We start from the raw sequence: 16,469 nt of genomic DNA on the forward strand, positions 1-16,469 counted from the left end.
TTTAATTATCAGTCCTAAAAAACAGAGAACCAGAGAACCTTTATTTATCAGTACTAAAGATAGGCCAAAAAAATCTCGTAACAATATAATTATAATCATTAAAAATGAATAATAATATTATCACGAGAATTCATTGTAATTTGTGTTAAATGTTAATTGCTAGTTTGAGACGATTATTACGCTCTTGAAATATAACTTCCATCACTTGTATTAATCAATAATACATCACCTTCATTAACGAATAATGGAACATTTAATGAATAACCAGTTTCAACTGTAGCAGATTTTGTAGCACCTGTTGCTGTATCACCTTTAATACCAGGCTCAGTTTCAGTTACTTCTAATTCAACAGTTTTAGGTAATTCAACGCCAATTGTTTCGCCTTCATAAGTTTGAATTTGAACTTCCATGTTTGCTTTCAAGTAGTTTAATTCATCTTTTAAGTAGTCACTTGAAAGTTCTGTTTGTTCAAATGTTTCATTATCCATGAATACGTGATTGTCACCATCAGCATATAAATATTGCATACGACGGTTTTCAATCATTGCTTGTTCTACTTTTTCACCAGCTCTAAATGTTTTTTCTTGAATTGCACCAGTTCTTAAATTACGTAATTTTGAACGTACAAATGCAGAACCTTTACCAGGTTTAACATGTTGGAAGTCAATTACTTTCCAAATTGCATTATCAACAGAAATAGTTAAACCAGTCTTAAAATCATTAACCGAAATCATTCAGTTTCCTCCTCATTATACACGCTTATGATAAAACTATAAGGTCTTTTGTACATTTAGTAAAGACTTCACAGCCATTTTCTGTAATTAAAATATCATCTTCTATTCTTATACCACCTAAACCATCAATATAGACACCTGGTTCAATTGTCACGCAATTGTTAACTTGTAATTTATTATTAACCGTTTTAGCAAGCATAGGACCTTCATGAATCTCTAAACCTATACCGTGTCCTAATGAATGACCAAATTCTTTACCATAACCTTTATCTTTTAAATAATCTCTTGCTAATGCGTCGGCCTCTTTGCCAGTCATACCTGGTTTTATTTCATTAATAGCTTTTAGTTGTGACTCTAATACAATTTGATAGAGCTCTTTAAGTTTTGGATCAGGCTCACCAATAGCAAACGTACGAGTAATATCTGAACAATAGCCGTTATAATACGCTCCAAAGTCTAGGGTGATCATATCACCTTGCTCAATGACTTTGTCGCTAGCAACGCCGTGTGGTAAAGCACCTCTATAACCAGATGCAACGATAGTATCAAATGAAGGTCCTTCTGCTCCTAATTCTAGCATTTTACTTTCAAGTTTGGCTTTCAATTCTTTTTCTGTCATACCTGCTTTAGCTATTGTTAAAATATATTCATACGTATCATCTACGATTGTTGCTGCTTTCTTAATTAAAGCAATTTCCTCTTCATCTTTAACTTCACGTATTTTATCTACAGCGTTAGAAATACTAATTAATGTTAAACGACTTTTATTAAGTTCAACATAAGTATCATAGCTTACATCATGACCTTCAAAACCGATATCATCATATTGGTTGTCATGTAACAAGTTTTTAACTTCCTCGATTATTGAATTTGTTCTATTAATTATAGTAAAATCTTTAGCCTGCGATGAAGCTTGTTCAATATATCTAAAATCAGTAATTAAATATTGTTCATCTTTCGAAATAATTAATGCACCACTAGTACCTGTGAAACCAGATAAATATCTACGATTATAATCAGACATAATTATAATTGCATCAAGGTGTTTCTGATTTAATATTTCTCTTACTTTACTTATTCTAGTCATATTTATATCCTCCTTGTGAAATGTTTGTACATTCCACCTTTTTACATTAAAATAATATCATAATACGTGAAATAAATAACAGATTTTGGTTTAGGGAGATTGTAATGAAAAAATTGATTTCAATTGTTGGTGTGACTTTTTTACTTGCCGGATGTGGTACACAACACTTAGCACCATTAGAAGACAAAACAACTGACTTACGTGATAGCAACCATCAACTCAAACTTGATATTCAAGAATTAGATCAACAAATAAGTGATGCAAAATCAAAAATCCAAGGTTTAGAAAAAGATAAAAAAGACAATAAAAAAACAGCAACTAATAATACTAAAATCAAGAAATTAAATGCATCATCACATTATTATGATAGTCTTGCAACTGCGCTTCAATCTTATAACAATATCGAACAAGATGTCTCTAAAAATAAAGGTCAAAAGAATATCCAACAAAAGCTAGATAAAATATCTAACAATATTACTGATGCACATGACCAATATACAGAAGATCTTGATGGTCATAAATTAAGTAGTAACGAAAAGAAAGACGCTAAAGTTATCAATAAATTAAACAAAAATTTAACATCAGCTTTTGATGATATTTCTACTGGTTATCAAAATAAAGATAAAAAGCAAATACAGAGAGGTCAAAAGAAGCTAGCTAAACTTAATATCAATTCACAATAAAAATAGGAGTTTTATTATGCGTAATATATTATTTTATATAGTTTTAATTATTGCTGCTATTGGTCTTGTGATGAATATAGATGAATTTTTATTTTCTATTGCAAGAATGCTAATTAGTTTAGCAGTTATAGCAGGAATTATATATTTAATTTATTATTTCTTCTTCCTAACAGAGGATCAACGAAAATATCGTAAAGCTATGAGAAAATATAAAAAAAATCAAAGACGAAAATAATATAAAGCAGCAAAAAATGAATCTTTTGAATTCATTTTTTGCTGCTTATTTGTGATTTACACTAAATTAAGGTTCAAGGTGCTTAATTCATAATCAGAAATTTTTAAATGTTAATTAGTACTTTACAATTATAATTATCTTGTTTATTTTCTATAAGTCCATTCACCTGAACGGTATTTTTCGGCTAATTCTTCTACTTCTTTCAATTGTTGTTCAGTTAATTTAAACGGTTTTAAATCAATATTTAAACCTGTTTTAAATCCTTGCTCAAATGCCTTTTCCATTTGTTTAATCGTTATATGTTCTTCCGAGATATCATTTATTGCAACTGCTTTTTCAATAAATGCATCTTTCATTTTTTGTTTTAATCTTTCATTTTTATATATAAACATATCAAATAATTCATCTATATCTATATCTTGCAAAATTGATCCATGTTGTAAGATAACACCTTTTTGTCTTGTTTGTGCACTCCCGGCGATTTTACGACCTTCAACAACTAACTCATACCAACTTGGGGCATCAAAACAAACGGAACTTCTAGGTTGCTTTAATTTTTGCCTTTCTTCAGGTGTTTTAGGAACAGAAAAATACGTTTCAAACCCAAGATTTTTAAAACCTTCAAGTAAACCTTGAGAAATAACCTTATAAGCTTCTGTAACCGTCGAAGGCATATTTGGATGTGATTCTGGGACTATAACACTATATGTCAATTCTTTATCATGTAAGACACCTCGACCACCAGTTTGACGTCTTACTAAACCAAAGCCTTTTTCTTTTACTTTTTCAATATCTATTTCTTTTTGTAAGCGTTGAAAATATCCAACAGATAATGTCGCTGGATTCCACGTATAAAATCGAATTACTGGATCAATCTCGCCTCTTGAGACAAAGTTTAACAAAGCTTCATCCATTGCCATATTATAGTATGGATCTTGACTTCCAGTATTAATAAAATTCCAAGTTTCAGTCATTGAAAATTCCCCTATCAACAAATGATTTATTTTTATTTCGCTAATTGTTGTTTATCAATAGAAATAATTTCAAAACTTTAGTGAAATATTTTGATAATTTAACTTAACAGCTTTATAATTATATTATCGTTTAATTAGGGAGGATGCAAGATGAGTGCTAGTTTGTACATTGCAATAATTCTAGTAGTAGCAATTATTGTATACATGATCGTCCAACAAATTCTTAATAAAAGAGCTGTTAAAGAGTTAGATCAAAATGAATTCCATGAAGGTCTAAGAAAAGCTCAAGTCATTGATGTTAGGGAAAAAGTAGATTATGATTACGGTCATATTAATGGTTCTCGTAACATTCCGATTACAATGTTTAAGCAAAGATTTCAGGGTTTACGTAAAGACCAACCGATATATCTATGTGATGCTAATGGAATAGCTAGTTACAGAGCTGCTCGTATTCTTAAAAAGAATGGATATAGTGATATTTATATGCTTAAAGGCGGTTACAAAAAATGGACTGGTAAAATTAAGTCTAAAAAGTAGCTTGAGCATTAGTTATTCATTCCAATTAAAATTTAGGGATTAACAAATTATTATTAAGGTTCATTAAAAGTCAGTGATTGGGTTATGCCATATTCATTGGCTTTTTATTTTTCTTGTAATAATGATGTTCGTTTACAGAAAATTTTAACAACAACATTATTGCAATAATGTGTCATTTTATAAAATCGTTTATGAGTCTATCAAATTTAAAATGGTTACTAACAATTCTTAAAATCAAAAAAATGACCTACTACCATAGTAAATACGGTAATAGGTCATTTAATATTGTAAAATCCTTTTATTTAAAATTTAATCGTTGCTTTTGTTATTCTTTTTCACTTTTCAGATTTTCAAATTTTAAAATAGGTTTACGTGCTGCAGTGGCTTCATCTAAACGATCAATAATCGTTGTATGAGGTGCCTCTAAAACTTTATCTGGATCTTCTTTAGCTTCATTTGCTATTTGAATTAATGTATCTACAAAGTAATCTAATGTTTCTTTAGATTCAGTTTCAGTTGGTTCGATCATCATACCTTCTTCTACATTAAGTGGGAAATAGATAGTTGGTGGATGTACACCAAAATCTAATAATCTCTTCGCCATATCTAATGTTCTAACACCAAATTCTTTTTGTTTTGAGCCACTTAATACAAACTCATGTTTACAATACTGAGTATATGGAATGTCGAAATGTTCAGATAGACGTGCTTTAATATAATTAGCATTTAGAACTGCAGCTTCAGATACTTCTTTTAATCCTGTAGCACCCATAGTTCGAATATACGTATAGGCTCTTAGATATATACCGAAATTACCATAAAATGGTTTAACACGACCTATGGAATTCTTGATATCATTATCGTATTTAAAAGTATCTCCATCTTTAATTACCATTGGTTTAGGTAAATAACTAGCAAGTTCTTTTACTACACCTACTGGACCTGAACCAGGACCTCCTCCACCATGAGGACCTGTAAATGTTTTGTGTAAATTAAGATGTACTGCATCAAATCCCATATCTCCAGGACGAACTTTATCCATAATGGCATTTAAGTTAGCACCATCATAATATAATAATCCACCAGCATTATGAACAATTTCACGAATTTCCATTATATTTTTTTCGAAAATTCCTAATGTATTAGGATTAGTTAACATAATAGCTGCTGTGTTTTCATTTACAACTTTTTTCAAATCTTCTATATCAACTTCACCGCGTTCATTCGATTTTACAGTTACGGATTTAAATCCTGCGAAAGATGCAGATGCTGGATTTGTACCATGAGCAGAATCAGGAACGATAACTTCGTCACGATGTCCTTCACCATTATTTTGATGATAAGCTTTAAAAATCATTAATGCTGTCCACTCTCCATGAGCACCAGCTGCAGGTTGTAAAGTTACTTCATCCATACCAGTGATTTCTTTTAGCTCTTCTTGTAAGCTATAAATAATTTCTAATGACCCTTGAACTTGTTCTTCATCTTGCAACGGATGTGATTCACTAAATCCTGGTATTCTAGCTACTTTTTCATTAATTTTAGGATTATATTTCATAGTACATGAACCTAATGGGTAAAAACCATTATCTACACCAAAATTTTTATTAGATAGTTCTGTATAATGTCTCACTAAGTCCAATTCAGCAACTTCAGGAAATTCAGCTTTATCTTTACGAATAAATTTATTATCTAATAATTTTTCAACAGCATTATCATTAATATCACTTTGTGGTAATGAGTAGGCATATCTACCTTCTCTTGATCTCTCAAAAATTAATGGGCTTGATTTACTTATCATTTAGCTCACCAGCTTTCTCAACAAATGTATCAATTTCTTCTTTAGTTCTTAATTCTGTTACCGCAATTAACATATGGTTATCGAAGTCTTCAGAAACTACACTTAAATCAAAACCACCAATCATGTTAAATTTAACTAATTCTTCATTAATTTCATGGATAGGTTTATTAAATTTAACGACAAATTCGTTAAATGAGGTACCATCTAAAACTTCAAAACCTTTATTTTTAAATTGTTGTTTAGCATAATTTGCATGCTCAAAATTTTGAACGGCAATATCATATAGTCCTTGTTTGCCAAGAGCTGACATTGCTATTGATGATGCCAGTGCATTCAAAGCCTGATTTGAACAAATATTTGAAGTCGCTTTATCACGACGAATATGTTGTTCACGAGCTTGTAATGTCAATACGAAACCTCTGTTACCCTCGTCATCTTGTGTTTGACCAACTAAACGACCAGGTACTTTACGCATTAATTTTTTAGTTGTAGCAAAATATCCACAATGTGGACCACCAAATTGTGCTGGAATACCAAAAGGTTGTGTATCTCCGACTACTATATCCGCACCAAATGAACCTGGAGGTGTTAATAATCCTAATGCTAATGGATTTGCATAAACTATAAATAAAGCTTTTTTATCTTCAATGAAACTATGGATTTTTTCTAAATCTTCTATTGAACCATAAAAATTAGGATATTGCACTGCTACTGCTGCTGTATCATCATCTACAGCCTGCTGTAACTTATCTAAATCAGTCACAGTACCATCTAAATCTATTTCTACTATTTCAAACTCTTCACGAGTTTTAGCATACGTTTTTAATACTTGTAAAGCTTGATAATGTAACCCTTTTGAAACAACAATTTTATTTTTTTTAGTTTGGCTAAATGCTAAAATACATGCTTCTGCAAAACTTGTCATACCATCATACATAGATGAGTTTGCTACATCCATATTAGTTAATTCACAAATTAAAGTTTGAAATTCAAATATTGCTTGAAGTTCACCTTGAGAAATTTCTGGTTGATATGGTGTATAGGCAGTATAGAATTCTGATCTAGAAATCATAGCATCTACTACAGCAGGTGTGTAATGATCGTATACTCCTGCTCCTAAAAACGAAGTATGTGTTTCTTTCGTTATATTTTTACTAGCAATTCTATTCAGTCTTCTTAGTAAAGTTGTTTCTGCTTCACCTTCTGCAATATTTAAATTTCTATCTAATAATATATCCCCTGGAACATCACCAAAAAGTTCGCCTATTGATTCTGCACCTATTGTATGTAACATTTCTTTTTTATCAGTTTCAGTTAAAGGTATATAACGATGACTCACAATGCACACCCCTTAGTAAAATTATTTTTCAATTTGATTTTTTTTGACAATTTTTGCTTTCAACTGTTTCTTTCTTACTTGAACAAGTAACTCTCTACCCATTTCAAATTCATCTCTATTAATAATAGCAAAAGCAATTGATTTACCAGATGATGGTGATTGAGTTCCAGAAGTTACTTCTCCTATAACTTTACCATCTAAATCCATAACTTCATAGCCAGTTCTAGCAATCCCTTTTTCTAAAAGTTCAAGTCCCACTGTACGTCTAGGTGAACCATTTTCTTTTTGATCCTTTAATACAGATTTACCAATAAAATCAGCATCAATTAATGGTTTAGCTGCAAAAGCAATACCGCCCTCATATGGTGTGATTGATTCGGTTAAATCTTGTCCGTGCAATGGTAATCCTGCTTCAAGTCTTAACGTATCTCTTGCGCCTAAACCACAAGGTACAACATCATACTCTAATAAACCATTCCAGATTTTTTCAGTATCTTTAATATCACAATATATTTCGAAACCGTCCTCGCCTGTGTAACCAGATTGAGATAATATCACTTTTGTTCGATATAACTCTACATTTTGTTTAAATTCAAACATCGTCATGTCAGAAATATCAACATCTACTAATTGATTCATTAAGTCTCGTGCTTTGGGTCCTTGCAGTGCTAGTTGACCGAATTGATCCGAAACATTTTCAATTTGAACTTGGAAATTATTATTATTTTTGTTAATCCAATTATAATCTTTATCAGTATTTGCAGCGTTAACGACTAATAAATATTCATTATCGTCTAGTTTATATATTACTAAATCATCAATTACTCCACCTTCTTCATTACACAGTGCAGTATATAATGCTTTAGATTCAGTTAAGTTGTTTGTATCATTAGATAAAAGGTATTGAACAAATTCACTAGCATCTTGTCCAGATATTTTAATTTCTCCCATATGACTTACATCAAATAGGCCAATTTCATATCGAACAGCATTATGCTCCTCTTTAATACTAGAAAATTGAACAGGCATTGCCCATCCACCAAACTCTACAATTTTCGCTCCTCTATCAACATAATTTTGATATAAAGGTGTTTGTTTTAAATCGCTTGACATTGAAATACCCCCTTAAATTTTAAAAAAACAGGATAGCTTATGCTACCCTGTTTAAAATCACTAATTCAGGAACGCGTTACAATATTATCCTTTTGCCTGAGAGTTTCGTATTTATTACTTGCACCTTCGGCGATGAGCCTTAAAACGTTTTAGCTATGTTTCAAAGTCATTCTCTCTAATATTGATCAGTCGCTTTTATTAAATTTAGCAATTCATTATATATTTCTGAAGTTGTTAGTAAATCACTTTGCAACTTCGTGAATGCGATTTCATTATATCTTAAATATCTAGAAGAATACAAGTTATTTAATTGCTCTAACGTTTTATTTTGGGCGTTAGGTCGATGTGGATCATTTATTACTCTGTCATAAAGTGTTTTAATATTACCATCTAGCCAAATAACATATTTTTGTTTCTTTAATTGCTTAAATGCGTCTTCACTTTCAACAATACCTCCACCAGTTGCTATGACTTCATATTTACTGATGCACTCTTGTAAATATTTACTTTCTAATTGACGAAAATATTGTTCACCATATTCATTAAATATATTAGGTATTGTCTTGCTTTCTTGTCTTTCTATATATTGGTCTAAGTCGACAAAAGTTAAATCTTGTTTTTGTGCAAAATAGTTGCCTATTGTAGTTTTTCCACTGCCCATAAAACCAATTAATATTATTGTATTATCGTTTTCTATCATACTTATTTCCTTCTTTCAACGACTTAACTATTTGTTCATCGTAATCACTTTCAAGATTATGTATTGTTTTTAATTTTATACTATACTGACTAATATAAAAAGTGAAAATCGAAAAATAAATAGCTAATAAAATAAGTAAAAAAGGAGTGAAATAAGCAGGTTTATTATAAATAAATTGTTTGATTTTTGAAATACCTTCCTCTATGAATTTCAATATCTATTTTAATTACATTTTCATTAATTACTGTAGCTTTAAATTTCTCTACGTTATTCAATAATGTGATGTTACCATTATGATTTATAATTTTAATAATTTTATGATTTAACAACTTATACTCAATATTATCTTTCCCAGCATTCACATAAATTGAGTTATTACTAATGGTTATATTTTTATGCTTGATATCTTTAAGTTCTTTTATAAAGTCTCTAGAAAAGAACTCATAATCTATCGTATATGTCTCTTTAGCTTGGTATTTAATATATTGACAATAAATTAATAATTGAGGTGTGAATTGTAATATTGACATGATAAGTACCATAGCAAATAACATTTCTACTAAGGTAAAAGCTTTAACTTTAAAATTTAATGCAAGTCGTCTCATTTGTTGCATATTTAGTTGTGCATACTTGATTTCCTTGTTGAATTATTTTATGCACCCCTAGGTTGACTCCTTTCTTTAATTGCTCGCTGTGATAGTGACTTACTGCTACTAATATTGTTTTTTTATCATCTAGTTTCTCTAATTGATATTGATAAGAATGATTTAACTGTTGCACAAATGGAACAATTAATGTCGTTATTATTATGATGATACTAAAACTAGCTAAACCATCTAATATAAATGAGGCTTTAATTCTATAATTTCTCATAACGAATCCTACCTTTTTCTATATGAAATATAACTTTATAATATGCTTTATTCACTTTAATAGTTATGCTCCCAAATGGCTTAATATTACCCCTCTTGTCAAAATATAAATAATTTACTTTATTTATACTAATTATTTCAGCATTATTTATTGATAAAAAATATGAAGTTTTATTGTTTTCAGTTACTTTAACTTGATTTGAATGTTTAACAAACTGAATTAAAATGGGACCTTGGGTTATAATAGCTTTAGATTTCAGATAATCCAGTTGTAAAATAAATGATGATAGTTGCATTTCACTATTCATTGTTTCAAGATTCCTGAGACTTTTTGAAGTTAATGTAGTCAATAAAATAATCGAAACCATTAACAGCACAAATAACATTTCTATCATTGTAAATGCTTTAACTTTGTTAATTGGCAACTGCTTCTCCATTACTTATTGTAATTTTTTCACCAGATTTACATGTCTTTTGGTCTTCTTTAATAAAGCCTTCAGCTACAAGATCATCAATCGTTGATGGATTACTATTATGCTTTAATAAATATGCTTCTATTTGACTATTCACCATTTTCACTTGAGCTTTACAACCAGTCGTTTGAACATGTGCTGTTTGTTTAGCTATATTAGGTATAATTAAAATTAATAATAAACTGATAATTAATAAAACAAGTAACATCTCGATTAAGGTAAAAGCTTTAGTTTTAAATAAAAATTTCTTCATAACTATCTCCTCACTAGTTAATATTTTGCATCATTTGAAACATAGGTAACATAATAACTAAATAAATTGCCATAATAAAAACAGCTAAAAACAAAAATATAATTGGTTGAATAATTTTTATATCTTTATGCATTTTGAGTTGTAATTGTTTAATTAATATTTGACTATAGAGTTTTAATTCGATATCTAATTTACCCCGCTTCTCACCTTGATTGATAAACTTTATAAGTAACTTATTAAAACATGGTAACTTAGATATAATTTGAGGAAGCGTTAGTCCTTTTTCTGATTGAACTAAAATAAATTCACCTAAATACTGTCTGAATTTATCGTTATTATGGTTTATATAAACATCAACAATGGATTGTAAATTGATCCCATTTTTTAAAAATAAGCATAATTCATTGGTAATATAATAAGTTTTTAATAATTTATAATAACTAGACAATATTGGTATTTTGGTAATAAATTGAATTTTTCTATGAACTGAAAACTGTTGATAAATCAACTTTATCGCAATTAGTATTAAAATAAGTAGACTTGTGAAGTATAAAATCATCGAGGGTAACGCCGTAATCACAGCTAATAGAAGTTGTTGAAATGAAGAGAGTTTCACATTCATTAAATTAAATAATTGTTGGAATTGCGGAATAATCGTATGATTCAACAATATGATCATTCCTAAGAAAATAGAGATGAGAATGAAAGGATATTGTAAGGTTTTGATAAATTGTTGTTCAGAAGCTCTATTTGTTTGTAAATAATTAGCAATTTCTTCTAATGTATCAATTAAGTTGCCATATCGTTCTGCTAAATATACTTGCATAAGCACGGCGTTGTTAAATCCTAGTAATTTTAATATATCATGACAAGTTGCACCATTAGATATTTGTTGAAGAATATTATTTGGAAGATTTTTATTTTTGTAATCATATTGTAGATTTAAAAATTGAAAACTATCATATAACGTAAATCCAAATGCTAATAGTTTATTAAGATTTAATAACAGATCAATTTGCTTATCTTTACTTAATTGCCGAGTTGTATGTTGAAATTTAAATATATTTATCCATTGTTTTCTCACAAATGACACCTGCTCTTGTCATATCACTTAGTTTACTTTCTAATTTTTCAAAGGTACGTGGTAAAGATTGATTATTATCAAAAAAATAATGCATTTGTTGCTGAGTCATAATTTCACATACCAACTGTCTATCATTTGATGTTGTTGTCACCAAGCGCTGATTAATGATTAAATTAGTCGACTGTAGTAATTCTTGGACTGAAATACCCATTTCTAGTAAACGTAATATAGCACCTTTGCAATCGTTAGCATGTAATGTTGTTAACACTAAATGACCACTTAAACTTGCTTGTATCACGCATTTAGCAACTTCTTTATCTCTAATTTCTCCTATTAATATAACATCGGGATCACATCGTAAAATCGCCTTAAATGTATTAACATAATTGATACCTGCTTTTTCATTTACATTTACTTGGACAATTCCAGGTAATTGAATTTCTATAGGATCTTCGATTGAAACAACATTCAAATTTAATTCTTTATTGGCAAATGCAACCATTTGATACATTAAAGTTGTCTTACCTGAACCAGTTGGACCACTGAATAGTAATAATCCTTGTTTTTTGTTCATTAAATGTTTAAAATCATTAAAATTATAAGGTGATTGTTGGTTTTGTAAATATTGAGGAACAATACGGATAACACAACTTTCTAAACCCAATGATAACGGCAAAGTTGATATTCTTAAAAAATAAAGTTTATTGTACTGATAACTATAACGTCCACTTTGAGCAACTTGATATGTTGAAACATCTAATCCAGCTTGGAACTTCATATATACTATTAATTTCTGATAAACATTTAGATTTATTTGTTCATATTCTTCTAAATTATCATTGATCCTAAATTTAATATGAATGTCACTTTTCACTGGTATAAAGTGAATGTCACTCGCCCCCTTGTCTATGGCTTTATTGACTATAGTTTGAAATAAAATCTTCATAAAAATACCTCCTACAAATATACACGTAGGAGGGAAATATTTTTCTTTAATTTAACCATGTAAAAATGGATTTAACTGTTCATCATCAACAGTAGTATACGGACCATGACCTGGGAATAATGGTAAGTCACCATCTAAATTAAAAATTTTATCTTGGATTGAATCAATTAACGTTTCATAATCACCTTTATATAAATCTGTTCTACCAATTCCATTGTTGAATAAAGTATCTCCAACAACAGCAAATTGGTCAAAAACAAATGTTAAGCTTCCTGGAGAATGTCCAGGCGTGTGTAACACATCGAATTTAAATCCAGCTATGTCAGCAGAGCCTTCAGACAAACTTTTTGGTTTTGCACTACTTGTTACACTAGGAAGTCCAAATTGTTTGAATTTATCTGCGCCATTTTTCTTGGTGTCTTTTAAAAAATCGAATTCTTCTTCATGCATGTATACTGGTACATCATATTTTTCAATAATATCGTCTAATGCACCAATATGATCATAGTGTGCGTGAGTTAATAATACTGCTTTAAGTGGTTTATTTATTTGGTTTAATTTCTTGATGATTTTGTCACTTTCACTTGATGGATCTATTAAAATGACACTTTTATCATCTTCAATAAAATATGTGTTAGTATCTACTAAACCTAATGTTAAACTAGAAATTCTCATTTTATTCACCACTTTTTTCTAAATGTTTTTGGACAGAAGTAAGCTTGTCATTCATTTTGCGATCTTTATCACGTCTATCATCTATACGGATATTTGTACAAACTCGATTTAACCCCTTATCAAATGGTAGTTCGTGAATTACTTTAACTACTTCTAGTAAATCTGATAATTCACCTTCTATTAGGGTGTTCATTGGTGTTAATTGATAGTCAATTTTCCCCATTTCTTTATATTCTTCTAATTTTTTTTGAATTTCTGCAATATATTTACTTACGCTTGGACCTTCTGTACCAACTGGTATAACAACAACATCTACGATAGCCATTATTTTACCCCCTCTTTATCTATTACATATGTTTTAATTAGTCCCGCAGCACCTGTAATACCTGCATCATTACCTAATTTCGCTTGAACGATTTCTGTTTCATATTGAGCTGGTTTAAATGTTAAATTATTATATTCTGTTTTAATGTTTTCAATTAAAATTGGTCCGGCAGTAGACATGCCCCCGCCTAAAACAATATATTTTGGATTACTCGTTACACTGATAATACTACATAAATAACCGATATAATTAGCAACTTTTTCTGTAATAAAAATACAGAATTGGTCACCTTCTTTTGCAGCATCAAATACAGCTTTTGCAGTAACTTTATTTTCTTTAATAAGGTTTAGAATTGAAGATCTAAATGTTAACTTAGGATAATAAAAATTCACTAAATTAACAACACCTGTCGCTGATGCCACAGTTTCAATACATCCAGAGCGTCCACAATTACATTTGAATCTTTGATCAAAATCAGCTCTAAAATGTCCTATTTCAGCTCCTGACCCATTATGTCCATGAACGATTTCTCCGTTTGAAATGATACCACCACCTAAACCAGTTCCTAAAGTGATTGCTACGACATCATCAGCACCTTCACCTGCACCTTTGTGCATTTCTCCAAGTGCTGCAATATTGGCATCATTATCTACATATACTGGACAATTTACAAATTTTTCAAATATTTGTCTAACATTGACTTTATTAGGCCAATATAAATTGACTGCTCCATTTACAACACCTGACTCAAAATCAACGGGTCCAGGAACGCCCATACCAACACCTATGACATCTGACATATCATAATTATTTTCTTTTACTTTTTCTACAAATGAATCATATATACCTTTTAATAATAAATAACCAGTTTCATCACTAGTATCAGTATGAATTGACCATTTATGTAATTGTTCTAATTCAGATGAGAAGATTCCTAATTTGCATGTTGTCCCACCAACATCTGCAGCTAAAATTATTTTTGTCATTATTCTTCATTCCTTCTTTGATTGATTATTAGTTTACATTGTAAGTATTCATCTTTTGTTAATAACTCATAATTATATAACGAACTAATTTCTTGTTGCATCATCTCATACATATCAGCTTTATTTTTAAAATAAATAATAAACCCATAATTTTTTAATAATTGTTGAACATCATAAAAATTGTTAATGTTTCGAGTCATGTGTCTTCGTCAACTCTTTTTCTAAATTTACATAGTCACTATTACTTCGATCAACGTTAACAGCTTTGCGTGCATATTTTAAAGCTTTGTCATTGTCATTTAATGCTCTATTTGCAATAGCCAATTCATAATTTAAGATTCCTGACTTAGGAAATAATCTAAGACCTTTTTCCCATTCTGTCATTCCTTCTGATCTTGAATTTTCAGTAGCCATTATTAAGCCACTTAAATAATATGTTTCATCATCCGCATAATCTTTATTAATTGTTTTTTTAACAAGATTTTGTGCATTCTCATATTGTCCATCCAACATATCATCTTTAATAAGTTTATTATAAATATTGTCTTCTTTAATAGTAAAAATTCTTATTTGCATCGCCACAAATAATATAAGTAAAAATATGATTAATCCCCAAAACACATTACGATTATGATGATAATAATAGCCAATCAACGTAATTAATAAACCACCAATAAAGCCACCTAAATGTGCAACTATATTAATGTTTGACATAAATAGTGATATACCAATTAAAATAACTAAAGCAATTAATAGTTGTCCTAACATTTTTCGATTAAATGTTTTTGATAAATACATCATTGCAAAAATTGAGCCAATTAAGCCGAATATTGCACCACTAGCACCTACTGAAATGGTTGTAGTATTAAATGACAATGATACAAAGTTACCAAATAGGCCTGCTATAAAGTAAATACCTAGCATTCTCCATGAACCTAATATTGCTTCGACAATCTTACCAAAAATAAAAAGTGACAATAAATTCATTAAAATATGTTCGAAATTAAAATGTAGAAACATAGATGTAATTAATCTATACCATTCTCCATGTACAACATTAAAATGAACTAATCCGCCAACTTCTAATAACTTTACATTTGAAAAGTTGTTCAAATAGAGAATCATACATAGCCATATAAAAACATTAATTAAAATTAATAAATACGTTGCTGGCGTGAATTTTTGCATATATGTATCTAAAAAGTTGGTCGATAACACTTTCTTTTTATAAAACATATAGGTCTTCTTATCGTTATCTTCGGCAATTAACTTAGACATGAAAATATTGGGCATTAACTTTTGTAAATCAACTTTATTTTTTATAACCTTAAACTTTATTTTTAATGGTCCATTTTCATTATATTGCTCGGGCATAATATCTGTATCTGTAAAATAATAGATATCAACGCTTTGAAGCTCAAAATCTATAAATTGATTTATTTCTTGTGTATGTTCTAATACTCTTGCTTTATCAAATCTTATTTCTTGTGTAGTTATTTCTGACTTTTTAAATATAGCAATTTGTTTCTTCCTTTTATTTGCTAACCATACTTCACTATCTTCTTTTTCAGAACTTACCACATCAAATTTTAAATACCTAATCCAATAATATATCGTCTTCCAAAATTGTTTATCAATATCCATTTGTTCCT

Annotated in this window: 21 protein-coding genes and 1 riboswitch; of the genes, 3 read left to right on the forward strand and 18 right to left on the reverse strand. The window is 29.5% G+C overall.

Going from position 1 to position 16,469, the window contains the following annotated elements; genetic code table 11:
• Positions 1–176: 176 nt before the first annotated feature.
• On the reverse strand, positions 177–734 hold the full coding sequence (gene efp / locus CD113_RS06680; RefSeq protein ID WP_002464323.1) for an elongation factor P: 558 nt from the start codon (positions 732–734) through the stop codon (positions 177–179).
• Positions 735–759: 25 nt separating this feature from the next.
• Complete coding sequence (locus tag CD113_RS06685; RefSeq protein ID WP_002464324.1) at positions 760–1,821, reverse strand: M24 family metallopeptidase; 1,062 nt, start codon at positions 1,819–1,821, stop codon at positions 760–762.
• 104 nt (positions 1,822–1,925) lie between these two features.
• Between CD113_RS06685 and CD113_RS06690 the strand changes: the two genes are divergently transcribed.
• A complete protein-coding gene (locus CD113_RS06690; RefSeq protein ID WP_002464325.1) occupies positions 1,926–2,504 on the forward strand; it encodes a hypothetical protein in 579 nt (192 codons plus the stop codon).
• 16 nt (positions 2,505–2,520) lie between these two features.
• Positions 2,521–2,739, forward strand: a complete 219-nt coding sequence (locus tag CD113_RS06695) for an SA1362 family protein (protein WP_002464326.1) — start codon at positions 2,521–2,523, stop codon at positions 2,737–2,739.
• Between the two features lie 143 nt (positions 2,740–2,882).
• Here CD113_RS06695 and CD113_RS06700 read toward each other — a convergent pair whose 3' ends face one another.
• Positions 2,883–3,713: a lipoate--protein ligase family protein gene (locus CD113_RS06700; RefSeq protein ID WP_002464327.1), complete on the reverse strand. Its 831-nt coding sequence runs from the start codon at positions 3,711–3,713 to the stop codon at positions 2,883–2,885.
• A 150-nt stretch (positions 3,714–3,863) separates the two neighbouring features.
• On the opposite strand from CD113_RS06700, the gene CD113_RS06705 reads away from it, so the two are divergent.
• Complete coding sequence (locus tag CD113_RS06705; protein WP_002464328.1) at positions 3,864–4,250, forward strand: rhodanese-like domain-containing protein; 387 nt, start codon at positions 3,864–3,866, stop codon at positions 4,248–4,250.
• Between the two features lie 325 nt (positions 4,251–4,575).
• On the opposite strand, the gene gcvPB is transcribed toward CD113_RS06705, so the two are convergent.
• The 15 genes from gcvPB to CD113_RS06785 all read right to left on the reverse strand — a co-directional run bounded on the left by gcvPB (position 4,576) and on the right by CD113_RS06785 (position 16,461).
• Positions 4,576–6,051, reverse strand: coding sequence for an aminomethyl-transferring glycine dehydrogenase subunit GcvPB (gene gcvPB / locus CD113_RS06710; protein WP_002464329.1), 1,476 nt, complete (start codon positions 6,049–6,051; stop codon positions 4,576–4,578).
• Positions 6,041–7,390, reverse strand: a complete 1,350-nt coding sequence (gene gcvPA / locus CD113_RS06715) for an aminomethyl-transferring glycine dehydrogenase subunit GcvPA (RefSeq protein WP_002464330.1) — start codon at positions 7,388–7,390, stop codon at positions 6,041–6,043. Before gcvPA ends, gcvPB begins: the two co-directional genes overlap by 11 nt.
• Positions 7,391–7,411: 21 nt before the next feature.
• Complete coding sequence (gene gcvT / locus CD113_RS06720; protein WP_002464331.1) at positions 7,412–8,503, reverse strand: glycine cleavage system aminomethyltransferase GcvT; 1,092 nt, start codon at positions 8,501–8,503, stop codon at positions 7,412–7,414.
• A gap of 74 nt (positions 8,504–8,577) precedes the next feature.
• Positions 8,578–8,692, reverse strand: a riboswitch (glycine riboswitch).
• Positions 8,679–9,203, reverse strand: coding sequence for a shikimate kinase (locus tag CD113_RS06725; protein ID WP_002464332.1), 525 nt, complete (start codon positions 9,201–9,203; stop codon positions 8,679–8,681). (Overlaps the previous riboswitch by 14 nt.)
• Before the next feature lie 164 nt (positions 9,204–9,367).
• The gene (locus CD113_RS06735) at positions 9,368–9,817 is read right to left on the reverse strand and encodes a competence type IV pilus minor pilin ComGF (protein ID WP_002464333.1); all 450 of its coding nucleotides are present in this window, start codon (positions 9,815–9,817) and stop codon (positions 9,368–9,370) included.
• Entirely contained in the window at positions 9,783–10,076 is a 294-nt protein-coding gene (locus CD113_RS06740; RefSeq protein ID WP_002464334.1) for a hypothetical protein, read from the reverse strand. The genes CD113_RS06735 and CD113_RS06740 overlap by 35 nt, the downstream gene beginning before the upstream one ends.
• Positions 10,063–10,500, reverse strand: a complete 438-nt coding sequence (comGD, locus tag CD113_RS06745; protein ID WP_002464335.1) for a competence type IV pilus minor pilin ComGD — start codon at positions 10,498–10,500, stop codon at positions 10,063–10,065. Before comGD ends, CD113_RS06740 begins: the two co-directional genes overlap by 14 nt.
• Positions 10,490–10,801: a competence type IV pilus major pilin ComGC gene (gene comGC / locus CD113_RS06750; RefSeq protein WP_002464336.1), complete on the reverse strand. Its 312-nt coding sequence runs from the start codon at positions 10,799–10,801 to the stop codon at positions 10,490–10,492. Before comGC ends, comGD begins: the two co-directional genes overlap by 11 nt.
• A gap of 13 nt (positions 10,802–10,814) precedes the next feature.
• Positions 10,815–11,885 (reverse strand): competence type IV pilus assembly protein ComGB, encoded by a 1,071-nt coding sequence (gene comGB / locus CD113_RS06755; protein ID WP_002464337.1) that lies wholly within the window; start codon positions 11,883–11,885, stop codon positions 10,815–10,817.
• Positions 11,857–12,831, reverse strand: coding sequence for a competence type IV pilus ATPase ComGA (gene comGA, locus CD113_RS06760; protein WP_002464338.1), 975 nt, complete (start codon positions 12,829–12,831; stop codon positions 11,857–11,859). The genes comGB and comGA overlap by 29 nt, the downstream gene beginning before the upstream one ends.
• Positions 12,832–12,882: 51 nt before the next feature.
• Entirely contained in the window at positions 12,883–13,506 is a 624-nt protein-coding gene (locus CD113_RS06765) for an MBL fold metallo-hydrolase (RefSeq protein WP_002464339.1), read from the reverse strand.
• A gap of 1 nt (position 13,507) precedes the next feature.
• Positions 13,508–13,831 carry an MTH1187 family thiamine-binding protein gene (locus tag CD113_RS06770; protein WP_002464340.1) on the reverse strand — a complete coding sequence of 108 codons (324 nt, stop codon included), beginning with the start codon at positions 13,829–13,831 and terminating at the stop codon, positions 13,508–13,510.
• Positions 13,831–14,817: an ROK family glucokinase gene (locus CD113_RS06775; RefSeq protein ID WP_002464341.1), complete on the reverse strand. Its 987-nt coding sequence runs from the start codon at positions 14,815–14,817 to the stop codon at positions 13,831–13,833. The genes CD113_RS06770 and CD113_RS06775 overlap by 1 nt, the downstream gene beginning before the upstream one ends.
• Positions 14,817–15,017, reverse strand: coding sequence for a YqgQ family protein (locus CD113_RS06780; protein ID WP_095092718.1), 201 nt, complete (start codon positions 15,015–15,017; stop codon positions 14,817–14,819). The genes CD113_RS06775 and CD113_RS06780 overlap by 1 nt, the downstream gene beginning before the upstream one ends.
• A complete protein-coding gene (locus tag CD113_RS06785) occupies positions 15,001–16,461 on the reverse strand; it encodes a rhomboid family protein (RefSeq protein ID WP_095092720.1) in 1,461 nt (486 codons plus the stop codon). The genes CD113_RS06780 and CD113_RS06785 overlap by 17 nt, the downstream gene beginning before the upstream one ends.
• Between the last annotated feature and the right edge of the window lie 8 nt (positions 16,462–16,469).

The sequence above is a fragment of the Staphylococcus simiae genome, from assembly GCF_002902085.1.
Taxonomy (GTDB): Bacteria; Bacillota; Bacilli; order Staphylococcales; family Staphylococcaceae; genus Staphylococcus; species Staphylococcus simiae.